Source organism: Segatella maculosa OT 289 (assembly GCF_000243015.1).
Classification (GTDB): Bacteria; Bacteroidota; Bacteroidia; order Bacteroidales; family Bacteroidaceae; genus Prevotella; species Prevotella maculosa.
On the sequence record NZ_JH594500.1, the window covers coordinates 556221 to 577491 of the forward strand.

The window sequence follows — 21271 nt, forward strand, 5'->3', positions numbered from 1 at the left end:
ACTCCGAGAAGCCCTTTGTTTATTAGTGTTACGCGCTCTTCGCGCGCGCGTACGTGAAGACGTTTAAACGCCAGGTGCGCTAAGTGTGTGTGTGTGTGTGTGTGTGTGTGTGTGTGTGTGTGTGTGTGTGTGTGTTAGCAAATTATTTGGATTGACCAAATAATAAGCGTTAAAAGATGCAGAGAAATCAAAGTTTCTTTGCATCGGGCACGCACTGTGATGATATGTCGAATTGTTTTTATTCATCGCGTGCAAAGGTAAGCAATTAATTTGTAAACAAGAAAGAAAAGCAGGAAAATTTTCATCGTTTGGCATTACTTGACTTCGCCGGGCTTCGTCTGAACGGTCTTCTTAGTCCGTCTGAAGAGATCGCTGAAGCTATTGAAGTCTTTCTTCAGAATAAGACCTATTCCTTGCGTGTTAAGACTGTTGCGGGTGAAATATCGGTCGTTGGTCTGATTGTACATGCGCACGGCAAAATTGCCGTTAGGGAACAACAGATAGCGCAGGTCGAAGTCGCCGATGAAGCTCGTCGTAGCATTAGCATTATCACGATAGCCGAACTGTCCGTTGAAGAGCAGTCGGTTGTTGAGCAGTCGGCCGCTCAGTATGCCCTCATACTCTGCGTTATTCCAGCCCTCGTCGCCCGTAGAGATATTGGCCCCGAAGTTCCAATTCGTGTTATTGACAACACTGCTCAACACATTGTTGATTTGCTGGCTGACCGTTCCGCTAAGTAGGCTCTGCATGGCCAGACTGGTTTGACTCTGCCCCGTTTCCGTGACAGCATTGTTGCTGCCTTGCGTGTAGAACCTGCCTATGGCAAGCAAATAGAGCACTTGTTGGTTCATTTCCTCTTCGCTGTTGATGAGGCTTAGAACCATTTGCTTGGCATCGTTGTTGAGCGTCGGCATGTCGAGACTGAAGTCTACTTTGGGCGAAGCCGGCGTTCCTGTGATGTTCATCAGGCAATTCACGCGAATATTGCTGTTGGAGAAACTTCGGCCGATATTCAAGTCGGAGAGACTGACACCCTGCACGGTATATTGTGCCTTGAGATTGAGGGCCGCAGCATAAGGGTCGCCACCAAAGCTGATGGTACCGCCCGGCATGAATTGGAAGTCTTTCTTGATGGCATTCTGGATTGTCAGCTTATAGATGCCATGGTCTATCAGATAGTTGCCGTAGAGGTCGAAGTTACCTTTATTATAATAGGTGGCACGTAACCCGCCACTGCCGTTGAGGGCAATATAGTCTCCACTCGTGGGGTCCATGAGCAATTTGAGCGTAGCCTCGGGCGACACGTTCATCAGGAAATTGATATGTATGTCGGTCGGTATGTCATGGACAGCATCTTCTGTCTTTTGCTCTTGCGATGGAAATGCTTGTACGTGCAAATCGTTTCGGTCGCTCCAATGAATGAACTCCTGCTTAGAGACAGACGCTGGGCTTGCCACGTTATATACGATTTGACTGCCACGCTCGGCAGTGGCATTCACATCGATGACAACCTCTCCGCTCTTCCCGCGTATATTGCATTTACCGGTGGCATAGGCCGTACCATAAAACGTGTTGTCGCCGAAAGCATGCGTATCATAGGAGAGCAGATTCCGGGCATCGACATTGATATCATAGCTCATCTTGGTCAGGTGTTGATGATACAGCGCACCGCTTAGAATGCCTCGATGCCCGTCACGGTCATAGATGGTGTCGTTCAGGAAACGAATTTCATTGGGGATAGCACGCACCTTGGCATGCTTCAGCGTATATGACGTGTTGAGTGCACTTAGATGCAAGCTGCCATTGGCAATGAGTTCCCCTGTGAGATTAATCTTATCCAACGGTCCAGCAACTTGGACATTGCCATCGGCAAACGCATCTACACGATCGATGAAGCTGCCACAAAAACTTTTGAGGAACTCTATCCGCGTGCCGTTGGCCTTAATGTTCAATTCGATATTGTTCTTGCGGGGAGAAACGTAGCCTTGGATACTCGTCTCCAATGGCACATATCGTTCTCCCATGCGATTGAGAACCGTATCCTTGGCGATGGCGTCTATATCTATCTGCCCTTCCTTTTCATTCCACCGTGAATCGGCATACAGGGTTCCCATACGACCGTCCTCAAATCGGAAATCATCGATTTGCAGTCTGGCAGAAGCAGAAGGCTTATTGAAAGCCGAGGCAATATAAGCCTTTCCACTTGCCTTACCGCTGAACTCCACCGCATGGAAGTTCACGAGATTGAGAATATATGCGATGTCTACATTCTTAAGCTCGGCGACGACCGAGTCTTTGGGATTAGGAGTGGCCAACCCTGCTATAATAATATGTTGATTGCCATGCGTCACGGCAAAGTGGTCAATAGTAAGATGCTTGGCATGATAGACGATGTCGCCGGGTTGCACGACCCATGTGGTGCCATCGACAAGCACCTTGGACGTATGCACATTGACATGAGCCGCAGCCTTGCCCTGTATGTTGAAGAAATCGGTCTCTGTGTGCAGCGCCCCCGATATATTCTTTCCTTTCAGGTTCTTCCATGTCAACACAGAGTTCAACTTATTGTCGGCAGCATTGGCTTGAATGTTCCAATACATGCCCTGCCCGTCCTCGCTCAATCTTCTGACATGAACGTTTGCCTTTAGCGTATCCGAAGGCGAAATTATCTTTACGTAACCGTGCTCAAAACGATTACCGGCATAGGTGAATGCAGGGAGTTGAGCCGTCAGACTCATTTGTCGCCGATGGTCGTTGACAGCGGCCGACAAGCTTACAGGTCGTTCCAAATGGATATCTATGCCGAAAAGCTTTTGCAGCCAATCGCTTCTGCTGATATTCGCATGAAGCACGAAGTTATTTCCACCGACATGCTTTACACGCGGCAATCCGGGAAGCGTCGGAAGACTGCCGGCCACGATGTTGATGATACTATTGGGCAAAGCTGCATAATTGCAATGCCCGATGAGCTGCAATCGGGCGAAGTCGCTCTGCAAGGTGACCGTGTGTTGCGCCCCGCTCTGCACGGCCTCCAACTGCAGATTATCCATACGATAACTGCTGTGAGGCGCCTGCATCTCAAAGTCTTTTATCGTTATCGTGCCGTTCGCCGTGTTCAAATCTTTCCCGCGGATATTGGCCGCAACTTCCATGCTGAAGCTCGTCAAGGGATACAGACTCGTCAGTTTCAAAGCCTGCGGGTTGAAATGAGAAATACGGGCCGTGATGTTTGCTTCGGGCACACGCCCCATATTACTGAAACTTCCGTTGATTTGCAGCTTACCGTTGGCGTCGTCTATGCCGAACTTCCCATTGAAACTCAACTGCCGGTTGCGCTTTCGTATGACGGCATCAAGGTCGATATTGCGATAGGTGTAGCGATTGTAATCGATATGACGGACCGTTCCCTGCGCCTTGACCTCTAAGAGCTGCTCTTGCACTTGGCCGTTTACAGAAAGCTTTGCGGCCATCGTCCCCAGCCGGTCGTCAGCGATGATTTTGCCCAGTGCAATCCCCTCCGTTTCGATACGTCCGTTGAAGCGCTTCCCGTTCAATCCCACAGACAGCCGGGCGTTTCCGGCATCCGTCCGCAGCACGCCCGTCATAGCAACGTCCTTCCCATAGCCGCCCGCGCTTCCCTTGAACTTCAGGTTGCCCAGCCGCGTGACTTCCAAAGGAATATTGACGCGCTTGCCTAAATTCTCGCTGATGAACTTAATGCCGTCGCCCCGCATGCTGAGGCTGTTGATATCCGCCGCCCAGCGCATCTTGTCCTGCCAATTGCTCACGGAGCCTTTAGCTGAAAGATAGATGCTCCGCCCGCTCACCTGCAACGAATATACCCTGACGGAACTGCTTGTGCCGCCAAGCGACGCAGAAACGTCTATCTTCCGTTTGAACGATTTGAGTTCAGGAAGCAGGAACGATACGTCCGATGGCCGCACCACAGACCGGTCCAGCGTTGCTCTGTAACGGAGAGAAGGCAGTTGCAACCGACCGTCTTCAAAAGAATAATCGGCCGTCCCGTCTTTGATGCAAATGCTTGTGCCGGGCATCTTGACATTGAGATAAGCCAACACCGCCCGCTGTTTGTTGGCCGTGAACCTTGCAGACAACGAACGAAGCTCCGGCCCGCTCGCCTCTTTGAAAGCAAGTTTTTTTATGACGATATTGACACTGTCGTCGGTCAATGCGTTGAGAATGACATGCGCACTGATATCCGACACGTTCAGATGATTCAAATCCAACTGCCGCGCACCCTTGGCAGCAGCATCCAACCGGTTGTATTTCAGCCGGCCGTTACGGACGATGAGCGACCCGATGCTCAAATCAAGCCCTCCCCCGGCGCGCTTGTCTTTCGAGGCCAGCGAGTCGAGCACGAACTGATAGTTAGGCTCGGCCGATGCCGTGGGACGATAGGCATTGACCGACGCGCCGAACAGTTGGGCCGACGAGATGGCGACGCGCCCCTCGAACAGGGAAAAGACGTCTACCTTCACCGACACGCGCGAAGAGGTCAGCAACTGCCGTCCTTGCCGGTCGCAGACCACCACATCGTCAATCACCAGGCGGTTCAGAAAGCCCAGATCAACCTTGCCGACAGAGACCTTCGTCCCCAACTTCTCCTCCAGTGCACGTCCGGCCTCTCGCCCCACGAAGCCTTTGATTGCCGGAATGTGCAGCAATACGACGAGCGCAAAATACAGTCCTGCCAAGGTCCATACAGCGGCGTTAATAATATGTTTGAGTCTGTTCAGTTTATCCTCTCTAATGAAATTGCGTTGCAAACTTACACAAAAAATCTTGAAATCCGGGCCGGTTGCCCGAAAAAAGTTGGAACCACGCCCGGCGAAGCATAGCGGGGAAAAATGCACGATATACACGAGGATTCATCTCGATATGCGGGGCCGATAAAGTTGGACTGCGGTGGCCAATCGATTGTAAACCGCATTAAATAAATTGTAAATCGCATTACAATTAACGAATATTGTGAGCCGTGGAATTTCCTCCCGCAAGAAAATTTATTTCTTCCCGTATGCCCGAAAATTTCTTCCCGTATATAAATTTATTTTCTCCCGCAAAGAAATTTATTTTCATACGGGAGAAAATTTATTTCTTCCCGCAAGGAAATTTTCTTCCTCCCGCATGCTGAAAAATTTCCAAACGTATGCCATAAAATTTTCAACCGTATGAAACTTGAGTTTCAACCGTATGAAACTACAGTTTCAACCGCATGAAACTTTTTCTCTTTCCGCAAGGCATGATAAGGCGGCGGGGTTGTCTTTTGACGGCGACGGTAGTTTTGTGGCAGGAATACACGGCATTTTTGACTTCTATGGGAATATATTGCCTTTTTTTCTTTCTTTTATGCTTATTTTTCCCTAATTTTGCAACGGTCATTCAGACGGTTTTTTAAGGGAAAAGAATTATTCAATAGATAAATGTAGTTATGGCAAATGTTATTAAGTTACGCAAAGGCTTGGACATCAACCTGCGGGGACGCGCCGACAAAGGAACCGTAGAACCGGTGAAGAGTGCCGATTGTGCACTGGTGCCGGAAAGTTTCGGGGGAGTTGTCCCCAAGGTGGTCGTGCGCGAGGGCGACAGCGTCAGGGCCGGCGACGCCTTGTTCGTGGACAAGAAACACCCGGAGGTGAAGTTCGCCTCTCCGGTGAGCGGAACGGTAGAGGCGATAGTGAGAGGCGACCGGCGCAAGGTTCTATGCGTTAAGTTGAAGGCCGACGAGGTTCAGCAATACGTGGCGTTCGGCCTGAAAGACGTTGCTTCGCTCGACGGCGAGGCCGTGAAGCTGGCCCTGCTCGAAGCGGGCTTGTTCGGGTATATCCAGCAGTTGCCTTACGCCGTGGCTACGACGCCCGACACCACGCCGAAAGCCATCTTCGTCTCTGCCTTCCGTGACATGCCTTTGGCCTCGGACTTTGAAGTGGAGTTGAAAGGTAATGAGAAGGATTTTCAGACCGGACTGACGGCTCTGTCGAAGATACAAAAGACGTATCTGGGAGTCGGCGTGCGGCAAACGGCATCTGCGCTTGTCGATGCAAAGGATGTCGAAATCAACGTTTTCGACGGCAAATGCCCGGCAGGAAACGTCGGCGTGCAGGTGAACCACGTTTCTCCTGTCAACAAAGGGGAAGTGGTTTGGACGGTAGACCCGGCGGCCGTTATCTTCATCGGCCGTCTGTTCAATACGGGAAAGGTTGACCTTCGCCGTGTCATTGCCGTTGCAGGCAGTGAGGTGAAAACGCCTTCCTACGTAGAGACATTGGTGGGAACGTCACTGGGAGCCGTACTTGAAGGTCGGCTGAAAGCTACGGAGCACGTGCGCATCATCAATGGCAATCCACTGACGGGGCGCAAGTCTACGCTCGAAGACTATATCGGCGCGCACACTTCCGAAGTAACGGCTATTCCCGAAGGCGACGACAACAACGAACTGCTGGGGTGGATATTGCCGCGCGTCAATCAGTATTCCACGTCACGCAGCTACTTTTCATGGCTCTTGAGAAAAAAGGAATACGACCTCGATGCCCGCGTCAAAGGCGGCGAGCGCCACATGATCATGAGCGGAGAGTACGATAAAGTGCTTCCTATGGATATCTATGGAGAGTATCTTATCAAGGCCATCATTGCAGAAGACATCGACAAGATGGAGCAGTTGGGTATTTATGAAGTAAGCCCGGAAGACTTTGCTGTAGCTGAATTCGTTGACTCTTCCAAGTTGGAATTGCAAAAGATAGTACGCAATGGTCTTGATATGCTTCGTAAAGAGAATGCTTAATATTTAAGGATAAAAGAATTATGAGTCTAAGAAAATATCTTGATAACATCAAACCTACATTTGAAAAGGGTGGTAAACTCCATGCTTTCCGTAGTGTGTTTGACGGATTGGAGACATTTTTGTATGTGCCTAATACCACATCAGTGAGTGGAACCAATATCCATGATGCGATTGATTCGAAGCGTATCATGAGCTTTGTTGTGATAGCTTTGCTTCCAGCTTTGCTCTTTGGAATGTATAATATAGGCTATCAGAATTTTGCTGCGGCAGGAAAATTGGCAGAGGCTTCTTTCTGGAACATGTTCATGTTTGGCTTTTTGGCCGTTCTCCCCAAGCTGATTGTCAGCTATGTTGTCGGCTTAGGTATTGAGTTTGCATGGGCACAATGGAAAGGAGAAGAAATCCAAGAAGGCTATTTGGTCTCTGGTATTATCATTCCGATGATAGTTCCCGTCAGCTGTCCTTTGTGGATGTTGGCTTTAGCCTGTGCTTTTTCAGTGGTTTTCGTTAAGGAAATATTCGGTGGAACGGGTATGAACATCTTCAATGTGGCTGTTGCTGCCCGTATGTTCCTGTTCTTCTCTTATTCAAGTGCTATGACAGGTGACCGCGTATGGGTAGCTACCAACTCTATTTTTGGCTTGGGCAATACGCTTCCTGATGCCTTTACTGCAGCTACCCCGCTCGGACAATTGGCAACAGGTAGTATGCCTGATGCTTCATTGGCTGATATGATCATTGGCTTTATACCAGGTTCAATCGGTGAAACCAGCGTTATTGCTATTGCCATCGGAGCTGTTATTTTGTTATGGACAGGCATTGCCAGCTGGAAAACTATGGGTTCAGTATTTGCCGGTGGTATTGTGATGGCTGTGTTGTTCCATGCTTTGGGCATGACTCCTATACAATGGTATGAGCATATTGTGTTGGGAGGTTTCTGCTTTGGTGCCGTGTTCATGGCTACTGATCCTGTCACTTCTGCTCGTACAGAGACGGGAAAATACTACTATGGTTTCTTCATTGGTGCACTTGCTGTGATAGTCCGCGTAATGAATCCAGGTTTCCCCGAGGGCATGATGTTAGCGATTTTCTTCGGCAACATGATTGCTCCACTCATCGACTATTGCGTTGTTCAGTGCAACATCTCTCGTCGTGCAAAACGTGTAACGAATGAAAAATAAATAAGAGATTGATTATGAAGACAAATTCAAATTCATATACGATTATCTATTCTGCCGTTATCGTAGTCATTGTTGCTTTCCTTTTGGCTTTCGTGTTTCAGGCTTTGAAACCAATGCAGGATGCCAATGTGGCACTCGATAAGAAGAAACAGATACTGAATTCACTCAACATTCGTGACCTTAGCAATGAAGAAGCCGATGCCAAATATAAGGAAGTGGTCATTGCCGATGAAGTGATTGATGAAAAAGGGAAGATTGTTGAGGCTGGAACGCAAGGTGGTGAAAAAGCCGGTTTCAAGCTCGAAAGCAAGGATTATAAGGCAGGCAAGTTGGCTTTGTATATCTGCAAAGTCAACGGTTCTCGCAAATATGTAATCCCTGTTTATGGTATGGGACTCTGGGGACCTATCAGTGGGTATATCGCTTTAAATGAAGATAAGGCTACGGTCTACGGTGCTTATTTCAATCATGAAAGTGAGACTGCAGGCTTAGGTGCAGAAATTAAGGACAACGTTGCTTGGCAGGAAAAGTTCCAAGGCAAGAAAGTCTTTGCATCGGGTGACGATAAAACTATTGCACTTGGAGTTGAAAAGAATGTCACCGACCCTGCAACACAGGTTGATGCCGTAACAGGTGCCACACTGACCAGTAATGGTGTGCGTGACATGTTGCATGAAGCTTTGGGCAAGTATCTGACATTCTTGAATGATAAATAATCCTTATAATAACAGCAGAAGATGAGTTTATTCAGTAAACAAAATAAAGAAGCATTTATCAATCCGCTGAACCTTGATAACCCAATCCTGGTTCAAGTGCTTGGTATCTGCAGTGCATTGGCTGTCACTTCACAGCTGAAGCCAGCTATTGTCATGGGACTTGCCGTTACAATCATTACGGCTTTCTCTAATGTTATCATTGCTTCTATCCGCAAAACCATTCCAATGCGCATCCGTATCATTGTTCAATTGGTGGTCGTTGCTGCTTTGGTAACTATTGTTAGTCAGATATTGAAGGCTGTAGCTTATGATGTCAGCGTGCAGTTGTCGGTCTATGTCGGGCTGATTATCACCAACTGTATTCTCATGGGGCGTCTTGAGGCTTTTGCAATGATGAATAAACCTTGGCCAAGTTTCCTTGATGGAGTAGGCAATGGTTTAGGGTATGCGTTGATTTTAGTTATTGTCGGTGCTTTCCGTGAATTGTTGGGACGTGGCAGTCTGCTTGGTTTCCAGTTGATTCCACAGTCAGTTTACGATGCAGGTTATATGAATAATGGTATGATGACGATGCCTGCCATGGCCTTAATTCTTGTAGGTTGTGTCATTTGGGTACATCGTGCCTATTTTTATAAAGAGAAATAAATAAAGTAGAAATAAGATGGAACATATCATTTCATTGCTTTTCCGTTCGATATTTGTCGACAACATGATCTTTGCTTTCTTCCTCGGCATGTGTTCATTCCTTGCCGTAAGCAAGAATGTAAAGACTTCCTTTGGGCTTGGTATGGCTGTAACCTTTGTGCTGTTCGTAACGGTTCCGGTTGATTATCTGCTCCAAACGAAGGTGCTTGGGCCCAACTGTTTGATTGAAGGAGTCGACCTTTCCTATTTGAGTTTCATTCTCTTCATTGCTGTTATTGCCGGCATTACGCAGTTGGTAGAGATGACAGTTGAAAAGTATTCGCCGTCACTTTATTCAGCTTTAGGTATTTTCTTGCCTTTGATTGCCGTCAACTGTGCTATCATGGGAGCGTCTCTCTTTATGCAGCAGCGCATCAATCTTGACCCCAGCAACTCACAATATATCGGTAATGTAGTTGATGCTATTGTCTATGCTGTCGGTTCCGGACTCGGCTGGACATTAGCTATTGTGCTCATGGGTGCCATTCGTGAAAAGATGCAGTATAGTGATGTTCCAAAGCCACTGCAAGGACTTGGCATCACGTTTATCACCGTTGGACTCATGGCGATGGCTATGATGGTGTTCAGCGGACTTAAAATATAATAAAGGTATATGGAACAGTTCATTTTATCAAGCATAGGGGTATTCTTAATCATCATACTCCTTCTCGTCGTTATGCTGCTTGTGGCCAAGAAATATCTCAGCCCAAGCGGTAACGTGAAAATAGAAATTAATGGCGAAAAGACCATTGAGGTGCCACAGGGTAACAGCGTTATGGCAACTCTCAATGAGAATGGCATCTTCCTGCCTTCTGCCTGCGGTGGCAAGGCCAGCTGTGGTCAATGCAAGTTACAAGTACTTGAAGGTGGTGGTGAAATCCTCGATTCAGAAAAGCCTCATTTCACACGTAAGCAGATAAAGGATCACTGGCGATTGGGTTGTCAGTGCAAGGTAAAGGGCGACTTGAAAGTCAAGGTTCCCGAGAGTGTCATGGGCGTGAAGGAGTGGGAGTGTACTGTCATTGCCAACAAGAACGTCAGCTCTTTCATCAAGGAATTCAAGGTGGCATTGCCTGCAGGAGAGCATATGGACTTCGTTCCTGGCTCGTATGCACAGATTAAAATCCCAGCATACGATTGCATCGACTATGATAAAGACTTCGATAAGGCACTCATTGGCGAGGAATATATAGGTGCATGGAAGAAGTTTAACATCTTCTCTCTCAAAGCACATAACCCCGAACCTACCGTTCGCGCTTATTCCATGGCCAACTATCCTGCCGAGGGCGACATCATTACGCTTACCGTCCGTATTGCCACAACGCCTTTCCTTCCACGTCCGCAAATAGGTTTCCAAAACGTGCCTACAGGTATCGGATCCTCTTATATCTTCTCTCTCAAGCCTGGAGATAAGGTGATGATGAGTGGGCCTTATGGCGACTTCCACCCGAATTTCACTTCCGGTAAGGAGATGATTTGGATTGGTGGTGGAGCGGGTATGGCACCGTTGCGGGCACAAATCATGCACATGACAAAGACGTTGCATACAACCGACCGCGAAATGCACTTCTTCTATGGTGCACGAGCTTTGGGTGAAGCTTTCTTTCTTGAGGATTTCTGGGAGCTTGAAAAGGAGTATCCAAACTTCCATTTCCATCTTTCGCTCGACCAAGCAGACCCGAAGGCTGATGCAGCGGGTGTGAAGTATTATACAGGTTTTGCAGTTAACTGTATTCGTGATACCTACTTGAAAAATCATGAGGCACCTGAAGATTGCGAGTATTATCTCTGTGGTCCTCCAATGCTTATCAAGACAGTGACCGATTATCTGGACAGTCTTGGCGTTGATCAAGATGCAATCATGTATGATAACTTCGGTTAATCCAACCGGAAATCCATCAACGAGGGTGCATCAAAATATAGATTTTGATGCATTCTCTTTCCCCGTTATAATTTGACGATTGCCCCAATAGGCGATTTTGTAGTCGAAGGACTACAAAGTATAATTTTTGTTTTTCAATCATCCGACGTCTCGGACGACCATTCTTTTTTACATTTTTTATCTTCCGCCGTGGTAGAAGAACATTTCTTTTACGTTTTTTATCTTCCGCCATGGCGGAAGAATATTCTTTTTGCATTTTTTATATTCCGCCGTGGTGGAAGAACGTTTCTTTTACATTTTTTATCTTCCGCCATGGCGGAAGAACGTTCTTTTTCGATTTTACTATCTTCCGCCACGGCGGAAGAACGTCCTTTTCTTGTTTTCCTATCTTCCCCCGTAGAGGAAGAACATTCTTTCTCCATTGGCTTTATCGAACTCACATTTTTTTAAGTATATGAGGAAAAATCCTAATGAATTGGTTGGGTTAACAAAGTATTTGAAGAATGCGCTCGGCGCTCCGGCCGTCCCATCGATCGGGTAGAGTGGCTTTCTTCCATTGTCCTGACATCATATCGGAAACAGAGGAAGACAACAATTCGGGGTCTTCGCCCACCAGAACATTTGTTCCCTGCTTCACGGTCTCGATGTGTTCCGTATAACTGTTGACCGTGATACACGGAACCTGATTGAAAGTAGCCTCCTCCGCAACGTTCCCGCTGTCGGTAATAAGCCCATATGCATTGGCCGTAATATATGCAAAGTCAAGATAGCTCTGCGGTTCGATCAATATAAAGAATGACGGGCTACCGATTTCTGCCAATATTTCTTTCACCATCATGGCCGCTTCCGAACGCAATGGAGCGAGTATTGGCATGGCTGTGCCTTTCATTCCGTTGATCATCGCTTTGATGAGCAGAGACAAATGTGGCTTATCGCCTATCAAGGCCTTACGGTTGAGTGTGAAAACAAGATATCCCTTCTCTTTGAGTCCGACTCGGTCTAATAGCTTTGGACGTTGCAAACGATTGTGATAATAGCGCAGGTTGTCAATCAAGATATTGCCCACCATGTAAACCTTGCTAAGCTCTGCACCTTCCTTGTTGGCAATGTTATTGTTGCTTATGCCTGCCGTAAAGAGGATATCACTCAGACCGTCTATGACCAAACGATTGATTTCTTTCGGCATGGCGATATCGAAGCTGCGCGTACCTGCTGCAATATGAGCCAGCTTGATGCCTTGCTTTTTTGTGACGATGGCTATTGCCATTGTGCTGGCAAGGTCGTCTACGACGATAACAACATCGGTGGGATATTTTTGCAGATAGCGTTCGAACTTCGACATCACTTGCCCTGTAAGTTCATTCAGATTCTCACAGTCTACATCTAAGTAAAAATCGGGACGATCTATCTCAAGGTCGTTGAAAAGCGAGTCCTCGAGGGTAGGATCGTCCTGCTTCCCCGTATAAATAAGCCGAGAGTTAATGGTTTCGTAGCTCTTATTGTTTCTAATGGCTCGAATAATCGGAGCAACCTTCATAAAATTCGGACGAGCTCCACAGACAATTGCAATATTCATAACTTATAGCATTTTGTCACAAAAGTAGGAAATTATGATGAAACCATGAAACAAAAGCGGAACCATTTTCAATCAAGCTTGAAAAGTTCTTTAATTCCACCGATGCTTCCCATGAGATTGGTTGCCTCATAGGGAAGAAAGACCGTCTTTGTCTTGTCTCCATGTGCAACCTCCTGCATCATCTGAATATATTTTTGGGCAAGGAGATAGTTCGCTGGATTCGTACTTTTGCCCACTGCTTCTGTAATCTTACCGATTGCGATGGCCTCTGCCTCGGCCTTACGTATCCTGGCCGTTGCTTCACCCTCTGCATTGAGGATAGCCTGTTGTTTGGCTGCTTCCGCCTTGTTAATCATGGCTGCCTTGTCGCCTTCACTCTGCAATATCTGTGCCTGCTTATCGCCTTCACTTGTCAAGATTGTGGCACGCTTGTTACGTTCTGCCTGCATTTGCTTTTCCATGGCCTGAAGCACACTTTGTGGAGGAGTTATGTCTTGGAGTTCAACTCGGTTGACCTTTATTCCCCATTTATTGGTGGCATCGTCAAGCACGCCGCGCAGTTTCGTGTTAATGATATCGCGGCTGGTGAGTGTTTGATCCAATTCCATTTCTCCGATAATGTTACGCAATGTTGTCTGCGTCAGCTTCTCGATGGCGTTCGGAAGATTGTTGATTTCATAGACCGCCTTGAAAGAATCCACTATCTGGAAATACAACAAGGCATTGATCTGCATTTGGATATTATCCTTGGTTATTACATTCTGACGGGCGAAATCATACACTTGCTCGCGCAGGTCAATGGTATTCGTATAGACATAACGCCCATTATGCATTGCCACGATGGTTTTGGCACGATCTATAAAAGGTATGATAAGATTGATACCCGGCTTGAGCGTAGCATAATATTTACCCAAGCGTTCGACAATCTTTGTTTCACTCTGTGGAATAATAACCACGGTCATTTTGATAAAAATGATAGCCAATACGACGATGGCCAACAATGCATAGAATCCGATATTCATAATTCAACGTATTAAATGGTTTTATATTATATCACTCTTACGGTCACGATAATGGAGTCGCGACTTATGATTTCGACCTTGCTCCCCTGCTCTATCGTCTCCGGTATTTCTGCGACAGCCTTCCATTCGTCACCATCAACCTTCACATAACCACTATGACCGGGAGAAATCGGTGCAATGACTATTCCTATACGTCCAATCAAAGCATCGGCGTTGCTGAGACGCTCCTCACCACCGGCATGCAACCGCCGGAGAAGTTTTGGTCGGATAAACCAGATACTCAGCACAGAGCAAACGGCCCATACCAAGACCTGTGCCCAAAAAGGAACGATAAACGAAGCTCCCATGGCTATCAAGGCACCAATAGCAAAGCACGTGACGAAGAAATCGCCCGAACTCAATTCCAAGATAAGACAACCAAACATGATAATTGCCCAAATCAGCCATAAATTTCCTACGATGTAATCTATCATGGTTCGAATATTTGATATTGTTCTGTTCATCAAAATATGCCTACAAATATAAATCAAAAACCACTAACAACAAAACCTTTTGACAATTATTTACAAGAACAAACCACAGAAAGCTTTATTCTAAAACCACAGAAAGCTTTATTCTATGAGTTGACACGGACGTATCCGCTCACAAATTAGAAAGTACCCCGAGGCATCGGATTGACGGAAAACTAAAAGGGAATGCTCGTCCGGCTGTTCGAATGATAAAAAAATAAAGAAGGTTTAGGTTACAGCTTATTTCATCGATTCGTATTCAACATGGCAAAAAGGGTAATTGAAAATCAGAATGGTCTGATTCAAATAATAGGAATGCGACACAGAACGGTCGATTATTAAATGCTTAAAAGTGTTAATTAAACATGTATGACATGAAAAACGAGGGGAAGAAAGATACAAGTTGTTTCAAAAAGTAGTAAATTTACACCCAAAACATTAATTCACCTAAATAATCACTCATGTTTATGAGAAACTTAAAAGGACTTTTATTCGGAGTTGGAATGGCAAGTATGCTGTTCTCCGCATGCGATACAAAGCATGCACAGTTGACTGTTTCGGGGCTGAACCCTACAGCTTTTGACTCAATTATCAATGGTAAAAAGACCGAGTTGATAACGCTTTCCAATCAAAATGGTATGGAAGTATGTCTGACAAACTATGGTGGACGCGTGGTATCCATTGTTGTTCCCGACAAGAATAACCAGCCTGCAGACGTAGTTTTGGGCTATGACAACCTTGCACAGTATGCAGACACCATCAACAGTCCGTCAGATTATGGTTCTACCGTGGGGCGTTATGCCAATCGAATCAAGGATTCTAAAATCAATGCGAGTGGCAAGGAATACCATTTGAGAGCGAATGATAATGGCAACAGTCTCCATGGCGGCGGGAATACGGGTTGGATGCATCAGATTTATGCCATTAAGGCAAAGACTGACAGTTCGGTTGTCTTCAGTCTTACTGCAAGCGACGGTGAGAACGGCTTTCCCGGAACCGTTAAAGCAACGGCAACCTATACCGTGAAAAGTGACAACACGCTTGATATCGTCTTTGAAGCAACCACCGACAAGGAAACCGTCATCAACATGACCAATCACTCTTATTTCAATCTGAATGGTGACCCGTCAAAAGAAGGCTTCGACCAAGTAATGTATATCAATGCAGACAAGTTCACTCCAAGTGACAAGCTTTATATACCAACAGGCGAAATTAAGAATGTTGCAGGAACACCGATGGATTTCCGTAAACCCACTGCCATTGCCGACAAATATGACACATCGTTCAACCAAATCAAGAATGCGACAGGCTTCGATCATAATTGGTGTCTGAACACCTATAAGAACGGGAAGGGCGACGACAAGACAGTTGCTGCAAGCCTTTATTCGCCGAGGACAGGTATTTTGCTTGAGGTCTTCACCAATGAGCCGGGCCTACAAGTTTATACTGGCAACTTTCAAGGCACGGGTATAGCCTGCAAGCACGGCATCAAATACCCCAAGCACGTGAGCGTCTGCTTTGAGAGTCAGAAGTATCCCGACTCTCCAACGAAGATTGTTGCAAAGACAAAGGGTTGGGACATCTCCAATCCTTACCTCAAACCGGGCGAGAAATACTATAGCCACTTGGCTTATAAGTTCTCCGTACAAGAAACATCTACGAAATAATCATATAACAAAAACCTAATAACAAACTAACAATGAACAGTATTTCAGAAGCAATAAGCCTATCGGGCTTCAAGACCGTCGATATGCTTATCCTTGTATGTTACCTTGTATTGCTGGTAGGCCTCGGCCTGTTCCTCAGCCGCAACAAGGATGGAAAAGAAAAGAGTGCAAACGACTATTTCCTTGCCGGCAACACGCTGACATGGTGGGCCGTGGGAGCCTCGCTGATTGCCGCCAACATCTCTGCCGAGCAGTTTATCGGTATGTCGGGCACGGGCTTCCGCGACGGCATAGCCATTGCTGCCTACGAAGTGATGGCCGCAGTGACCTTGATTGTCATCGGTAAATTCCTTTTGCCCGTGATGCTCGACCGCAAGATTTTTACGATTCCACAATTCCTGCGCGAACGCTACAATGACGGTGTAGGTCTTGCTTTCTCCATTCTGTGGCTTTTCCTCTACGTCTTCGTCAACCTCACCTCGGTGGCTTGGCTGGGCGCATTGGCCATCGAGCAGATTTTGGGCCTGCAAGGGCTTTCAGTCAGCATCTTCGGACTGACGGTTTCCATGCGCATGCTGATTATCCTCGGTCTGTTCATCGTCGCCGGACTCTACTCTATCTATGGCGGTCTAGCCTCAGTTGCATGGACCGACGTGATGCAGGTGACATTCCTTGTGGGCGGCGGTCTGATTACGGCCTATATTGCCTTGAGCGAGATGGGCAAAGTGTTCGGAACCGACGCACTCGGCGCCTTGTCTCGCGTTTATGCAGACCTGACAACGGGCACGCATGCCAACGACGTGCACTTCCACTTGGTCATTCAAGAGAGCCACAACGCGCAAGCCTTCAGCAACGTGCCGGGTATCGCTGCCGTGGTGGGCGGTGTCTGGCTGACGAACTTGGGCTACTGGGGCTTTAACCAGTATATCATTCAGAAGGGATTGGCCGCCAAGAGCATCAACGAAGCCAAGAAGGGCCTTGTCTTCGCAGGCTTCCTGAAGATTTTGATACCCTTCATCGTCGTCTTGCCGGGCATCTGTGCCTATTATATCATGCAGGATCCGCAGGCATTTTCAAGCATGCACCTTGCCGGCAACATTGAGAGAGCAGATGATGCATACCCATGGCTTATCCGCAATTTCACCCCGACGGGCATCAAGGGCCTGAGTTTCGCAGCTTTGGCCGCAGCCATCATCTCGTCGCTGGCTTCGATGTTCAACTCCACCTCTACCCTCTTCACGATGGACATCTACAAGAAATACATCAACAAAGAGGCGAAAGACAAGACGCTGGTCAACGTGGGCCGCGTGGTGGCCGTAGCCGCATTGGTCATCGCCTTGATAGCCGTAGAGCCGCTGTTGGGCGGGCTCGATCAGGCATTTCAGTATATTCAGGAATACTCGGGCTTCATCTATCCGGGCATTATCGTCGTGTTCGGACTGGGACTCCTATGGAAGCGTGCCTCTTCCACGGCCGCCGTATGGACCGCCATTCTCACCATTCCGATGGGCGTGCTGTTCAAGGTGATACTACCCGACGTGGCCTTCCAATTCCGCGCGGGCTATATCTTCATCATTCTGTTTGTCTTCTTCGTCGTCGTGACCTATCTTGACAAGAAATACATTCAATGCGAACTCCCCTCGGCAGCCGACCGACAGCAGATGTTGCGCTGGGCGAAAGTCTTGGGCGGGGCAGGCATACTGATGATTGTTGCCGCGGCAGTCGTCACCGTTCTTGGCGTGCTCCGGCCGGGCGGCAACCCCGATACGAGCACGATAGCCTATCTGAACGACATCGGCTTTCAGGCCTTCTACTTCTTCGGCGTGCTCACGGGCTCGTCTGCCGTCTGGCTGTACAGCAACTCGAAGGATACGGTGCAAGACGTAAAGGCACTGCCCGTCAACCTGAAACTCTTTGCAACGGACAGGGCATACACATTAGGCACATGCGGCATCGTGCTCATCACTTTCCTGCTGTATGCCCTTCTGTGGTAAGAACGCGCCGGGCAGGCATCTCCAATCAGAGCCGTCTCTCTTTTCAATTAGAGGGGGATGTAATTTCAATTAGAGGGGGATGTAATTTAAAAGAGAGGGGGATGTCGCGAGTGTGAGACCCGGGTCTCGCGAGAATGAGAGGGGGATGTCACGAGCGTGAGACCCGGGTCTCGCGAGAATGAGATGGAAATATAGTAAAAACCAGTGGGAGAACGGTGTTGCTTTCGGCATACCACTCCCGTTCAAACAAAAAGCAAATAAAGATATGACAAATTATTATGGTGAACATGCCAAACAATATGTATCGGTCGATTGTATCGTGTTTGGCTTTGAAGAAAACAAGTTAAGACTGCTTCTCGGAAAACGAAATATGGACCCGGGACGCGGTGAGCTCTCGCTCTACGGCGGCTTCGTCGAAGAGAAAGAAAGCCTTTCCGACGCGGCCTCGAGGGTGCTGCAAGACCTGACGGGATTGAGCAAACTCTACATGAAACAGGTCGGGGCCTTCGGCAACATCGACCGCGACCCCGGCGAGCGTGTGATTTCAATCGTCTATTGCGCACTCATCAATGTCAAAGACTATGACGATCAGCTGCGCATTCAACATGGATTGGAATGGGTGAATCTGGATGAGATGCCGAAGCTCTACTCCGATCACAACATCATGGTCGACAAGGCGATTACGATGCTCCGCCGCCGTGTGAACACCGAACCGCTGAGTTTTAATCTGCTTCCCGATCTGTTCACGCTGACCCAGCTGCAACATGTTTACGAGGCTATTCTGGGTGAAGCCATCGATAAGCGCAATTTCAGAAAGCGCATCAAGCAGATAGACTTCATCGAAAAGACCAATCAGATAGACAAAATAACGTCGAAACGCGGAGCCGCACTCTATCGCTTCAACAAACGTGCATACGAGGACGACCCGAATTTCAAGTTATAAAGACAAAACGAAAAATATCAGAACGATGTTAGAAGAACTAAAAGAAAAGGTTTTCAAGGCCAATCTTGACCTTGTGACGCACCGGCTTGTTATCTTCACATGGGGAAATGTTTCAGGCATCGACCGCGAACGGAAATTGGTTGTTATCAAACCCTCCGGCGTTGATTACGACAATATGAAGGCTTCGGACATGGTTGTCGTCGACCTGCAGAGCGGGAAGGTTGTCGAGGGCGACCTCAATCCGTCGTCCGACACCCCGACACATCTGGAGCTCTATCGCAACTTCCCGGAGATAGGCGGCATTGTCCACACCCACTCCACCTACGCTACGGCGTGGGCACAGACGGGCTGCGACATTCCCAACATCGGCACGACGCATGCCGACTACTTCCACGATGCTATTCCCTGCACCGATGACATGGTGAAGGAGCAGATGGCCGATTACGAACTGAACACGGGTGTGGTGATTGTCGACAAGTTTAGGAAAGACAATATCAATTACGTGCACACGCCCGGCATCTTGGTGAAGAACCACGGTCCGTTCTCTTGGGGGAAAGACCCCGACAACGCCGTCTATAACGCTGTTGTGATGGAACAAGTAGCCAAAATGGCCTTCATCTCTTTCAGTATCAACCCACAAACAACCATGAACCCGTTGTTGGTGGAGAAGCATTTTAACCGCAAGCACGGCCCTAACGCCTATTACGGGCAGAAGAAGAAATAAGTATCAACACAACTAAAAACATAAAGCAATGATGAAAGCATTTGAGAATTTCGAAGTATGGTTTGTAACCGGTGCACAGCTTCTTTACGGAGGTGATGCCGTGAAGCAAGTTGACGGGCATTCAAAGGAAATGGTTGACGGGCTCAATAACTCCGGTCTGCTTCCTATAAAGGTTATCTATGCGGGAACGGCCAATTCTTCCAATGAGGTTGCCGACGTTATGTCACGCGCCAACAACGACAAGAAGTGTATTGGTGTCATCACGTGGATGCACACCTTCTCACCGGCCAAGATGTGGATAAAGGGTATGCAGATTCTACGCAAGCCACTGTTGCATCTGCACACGCAATACAATCGACAAATACCGTGGGAGACCATGGATATGGACTTTATGAACCTGAACCAGAGCGCGCACGGCGACCGCGAGTTCGGCCATATCCTTTCACGTCTCCGCAAGAACCATAAGACGGTTGTCGGCCATTGGAAAGACGAGAAGACCCAGAAACACATTGCCGTTTGGGAACGCGTATGTGCAGGTTGGGCCGACGCGCAAGACTGTCTGATACTCCGCTTCGGCGACCAGATGAACAACGTTGCCGTAACCGACGGCGACAAGGTTGCTTTCGAACAGGTATTGGGTTACCACGTGGACTACTGCCCCTTCTCTGAAGTACTGTCTTATTTCGATAAGGTGAAAGACGCTGAGGTTGATGAACTGGTCAAGGTATATTTCCGTGACTATGCGCACGACGGAAGACTTGAAGACCGGAACACCGAAGAATATAAAAAGGTATGGAACTCCGCAAAGGCTGAACTTACCCTACGGGCCATACTGAAGGCATACGGTGCAAAGGGCTTCACAACTAACTTCGACGACCTCGGCGACGTTAATGTAGAAGAAACGGGCCACGGCTTCGACCAGATTCCCGGTTTGGCTTCGCAGCGGTTGATGAGCGAAGGCATCGGCTTCGGGGCAGAAGGAGACTGGAAGTCGGCCGCCCTCTATCGCACCACATGGTTCATGAGTCAGGGCTTAGCGGGCGGAACCTCGTTCCTTGAGGACTACACCTTGAACTTCGACGGAGAGAATACTTCTATCCTTGAGGCCCACATGTTGGAAATCAACCCGGACATTGCCGAAGAAAGACCGCGCTTAGAAGTCCACTTCCTCGGCATCGGCTATCGCAAGAGCCCGACGGCCCGACTGGTGTTCACCAGCAAGCAAGGTCATGGCATCACTGCAACGATTGTTGATATGGGCAACCGTTTCCGACTGATTGCAAACGACGTGAACCTCATCAAGTCTAAGCCTCTGCCGAAACTCCCCGTCGCCTCTGCCCTTTGGGTTCCCGAGCCATCGTTCGAAGTCGGTGTTGGCTGTTGGCTCAACGCCGGCGGCACGCATCACTCTTGCTTCAGCTTCGGACTCACAGACGAATACTGGCGCGACTTTGCCGAGATTGCCGATATCGAGGCCCTCATCATCAACAAGGAAACGAACTACGAGCAGTTCCGCAAGGAATTAAAGTTCAATGAGGTTTATTATATGTTGAACAAGGCACTTCACTAATACC

The 21271-nt window shown here is 47.9% G+C and carries 17 protein-coding genes; 12 read left to right on the plus strand and 5 right to left on the minus strand.

Annotation, left to right across the window (positions count from 1 at the left end; genetic code table 11):
- Window positions 1-314 precede the first annotated feature (314 nt).
- The gene (locus HMPREF9944_RS02240) at window positions 315-4787 is read right to left on the minus strand and encodes a translocation/assembly module TamB domain-containing protein (RefSeq protein WP_044113198.1); all 4473 of its coding nucleotides are present in this window, start codon (window positions 4785-4787) and stop codon (window positions 315-317) included.
- Window positions 4788-5211: 424 nt separating this feature from the next.
- Between HMPREF9944_RS02240 and HMPREF9944_RS13190 the strand changes: the two genes are divergently transcribed.
- The 7 genes from HMPREF9944_RS13190 (at window position 5212) to nqrF (ending at window position 11262) form a co-directional block, all read left to right on the plus strand.
- On the plus strand, window positions 5212-5385 hold the full coding sequence (locus tag HMPREF9944_RS13190) for a hypothetical protein (protein WP_155814582.1): 174 nt from the start codon (window positions 5212-5214) through the stop codon (window positions 5383-5385).
- A 64-nt stretch (window positions 5386-5449) separates the two neighbouring features.
- The gene (locus HMPREF9944_RS02245) at window positions 5450-6799 is read left to right on the plus strand and encodes a Na(+)-translocating NADH-quinone reductase subunit A (RefSeq protein WP_008564160.1); all 1350 of its coding nucleotides are present in this window, start codon (window positions 5450-5452) and stop codon (window positions 6797-6799) included.
- Between the two features lie 20 nt (window positions 6800-6819).
- Complete coding sequence (locus HMPREF9944_RS02250) at window positions 6820-7980, plus strand: NADH:ubiquinone reductase (Na(+)-transporting) subunit B (RefSeq protein WP_008564161.1); 1161 nt, start codon at window positions 6820-6822, stop codon at window positions 7978-7980.
- A 14-nt stretch (window positions 7981-7994) separates the two neighbouring features.
- Complete coding sequence (gene nqrC, locus HMPREF9944_RS02255; RefSeq protein WP_008564163.1) at window positions 7995-8696, plus strand: NADH:ubiquinone reductase (Na(+)-transporting) subunit C; 702 nt, start codon at window positions 7995-7997, stop codon at window positions 8694-8696.
- 21 nt (window positions 8697-8717) lie between these two features.
- Window positions 8718-9341: an NADH:ubiquinone reductase (Na(+)-transporting) subunit D gene (locus HMPREF9944_RS02260; protein WP_004374977.1), complete on the plus strand. Its 624-nt coding sequence runs from the start codon at window positions 8718-8720 to the stop codon at window positions 9339-9341.
- Window positions 9342-9357: 16 nt separating this feature from the next.
- Entirely contained in the window at window positions 9358-9984 is a 627-nt protein-coding gene (gene nqrE, locus HMPREF9944_RS02265; RefSeq protein WP_008564167.1) for an NADH:ubiquinone reductase (Na(+)-transporting) subunit E, read from the plus strand.
- A 9-nt stretch (window positions 9985-9993) separates the two neighbouring features.
- A complete protein-coding gene (gene nqrF / locus HMPREF9944_RS02270; protein WP_008564168.1) occupies window positions 9994-11262 on the plus strand; it encodes an NADH:ubiquinone reductase (Na(+)-transporting) subunit F in 1269 nt (422 codons plus the stop codon).
- 218 nt (window positions 11263-11480) lie between these two features.
- Here the strand turns inward: nqrF and HMPREF9944_RS12915 are convergent, their stop codons facing one another.
- The 4 genes from HMPREF9944_RS12915 to HMPREF9944_RS02285 form a co-directional block, all read right to left on the minus strand.
- A complete protein-coding gene (locus tag HMPREF9944_RS12915; protein ID WP_155814583.1) occupies window positions 11481-11684 on the minus strand; it encodes a hypothetical protein in 204 nt (67 codons plus the stop codon).
- Window positions 11685-11746: 62 nt separating this feature from the next.
- The gene (locus tag HMPREF9944_RS02275; protein WP_008564169.1) at window positions 11747-12838 is read right to left on the minus strand and encodes a UDP-N-acetyl glucosamine 2-epimerase; all 1092 of its coding nucleotides are present in this window, start codon (window positions 12836-12838) and stop codon (window positions 11747-11749) included.
- A 68-nt stretch (window positions 12839-12906) separates the two neighbouring features.
- Complete coding sequence (locus HMPREF9944_RS02280; protein WP_008564170.1) at window positions 12907-13860, minus strand: SPFH domain-containing protein; 954 nt, start codon at window positions 13858-13860, stop codon at window positions 12907-12909.
- A 26-nt stretch (window positions 13861-13886) separates the two neighbouring features.
- A complete protein-coding gene (locus HMPREF9944_RS02285; RefSeq protein ID WP_008564171.1) occupies window positions 13887-14333 on the minus strand; it encodes an NfeD family protein in 447 nt (148 codons plus the stop codon).
- A gap of 503 nt (window positions 14334-14836) precedes the next feature.
- On the opposite strand from HMPREF9944_RS02285, the gene HMPREF9944_RS02290 reads away from it, so the two are divergent.
- From HMPREF9944_RS02290 to araA, 5 genes are all read left to right on the plus strand, one after another.
- Complete coding sequence (locus HMPREF9944_RS02290; protein ID WP_008564172.1) at window positions 14837-16036, plus strand: aldose epimerase family protein; 1200 nt, start codon at window positions 14837-14839, stop codon at window positions 16034-16036.
- Between the two features lie 32 nt (window positions 16037-16068).
- Window positions 16069-18030, plus strand: a complete 1962-nt coding sequence (locus tag HMPREF9944_RS02295; protein WP_008564173.1) for a sodium/sugar symporter — start codon at window positions 16069-16071, stop codon at window positions 18028-18030.
- A gap of 265 nt (window positions 18031-18295) precedes the next feature.
- Window positions 18296-18973, plus strand: coding sequence for an NUDIX hydrolase (locus HMPREF9944_RS02300; RefSeq protein ID WP_008564174.1), 678 nt, complete (start codon window positions 18296-18298; stop codon window positions 18971-18973).
- 25 nt (window positions 18974-18998) lie between these two features.
- The gene (locus tag HMPREF9944_RS02305; RefSeq protein WP_008564175.1) at window positions 18999-19697 is read left to right on the plus strand and encodes an L-ribulose-5-phosphate 4-epimerase; all 699 of its coding nucleotides are present in this window, start codon (window positions 18999-19001) and stop codon (window positions 19695-19697) included.
- A gap of 28 nt (window positions 19698-19725) precedes the next feature.
- Window positions 19726-21267: an L-arabinose isomerase gene (gene araA, locus HMPREF9944_RS02310; RefSeq protein WP_008564176.1), complete on the plus strand. Its 1542-nt coding sequence runs from the start codon at window positions 19726-19728 to the stop codon at window positions 21265-21267.
- The last annotated feature ends 4 nt before the right edge of the window (window positions 21268-21271 follow it).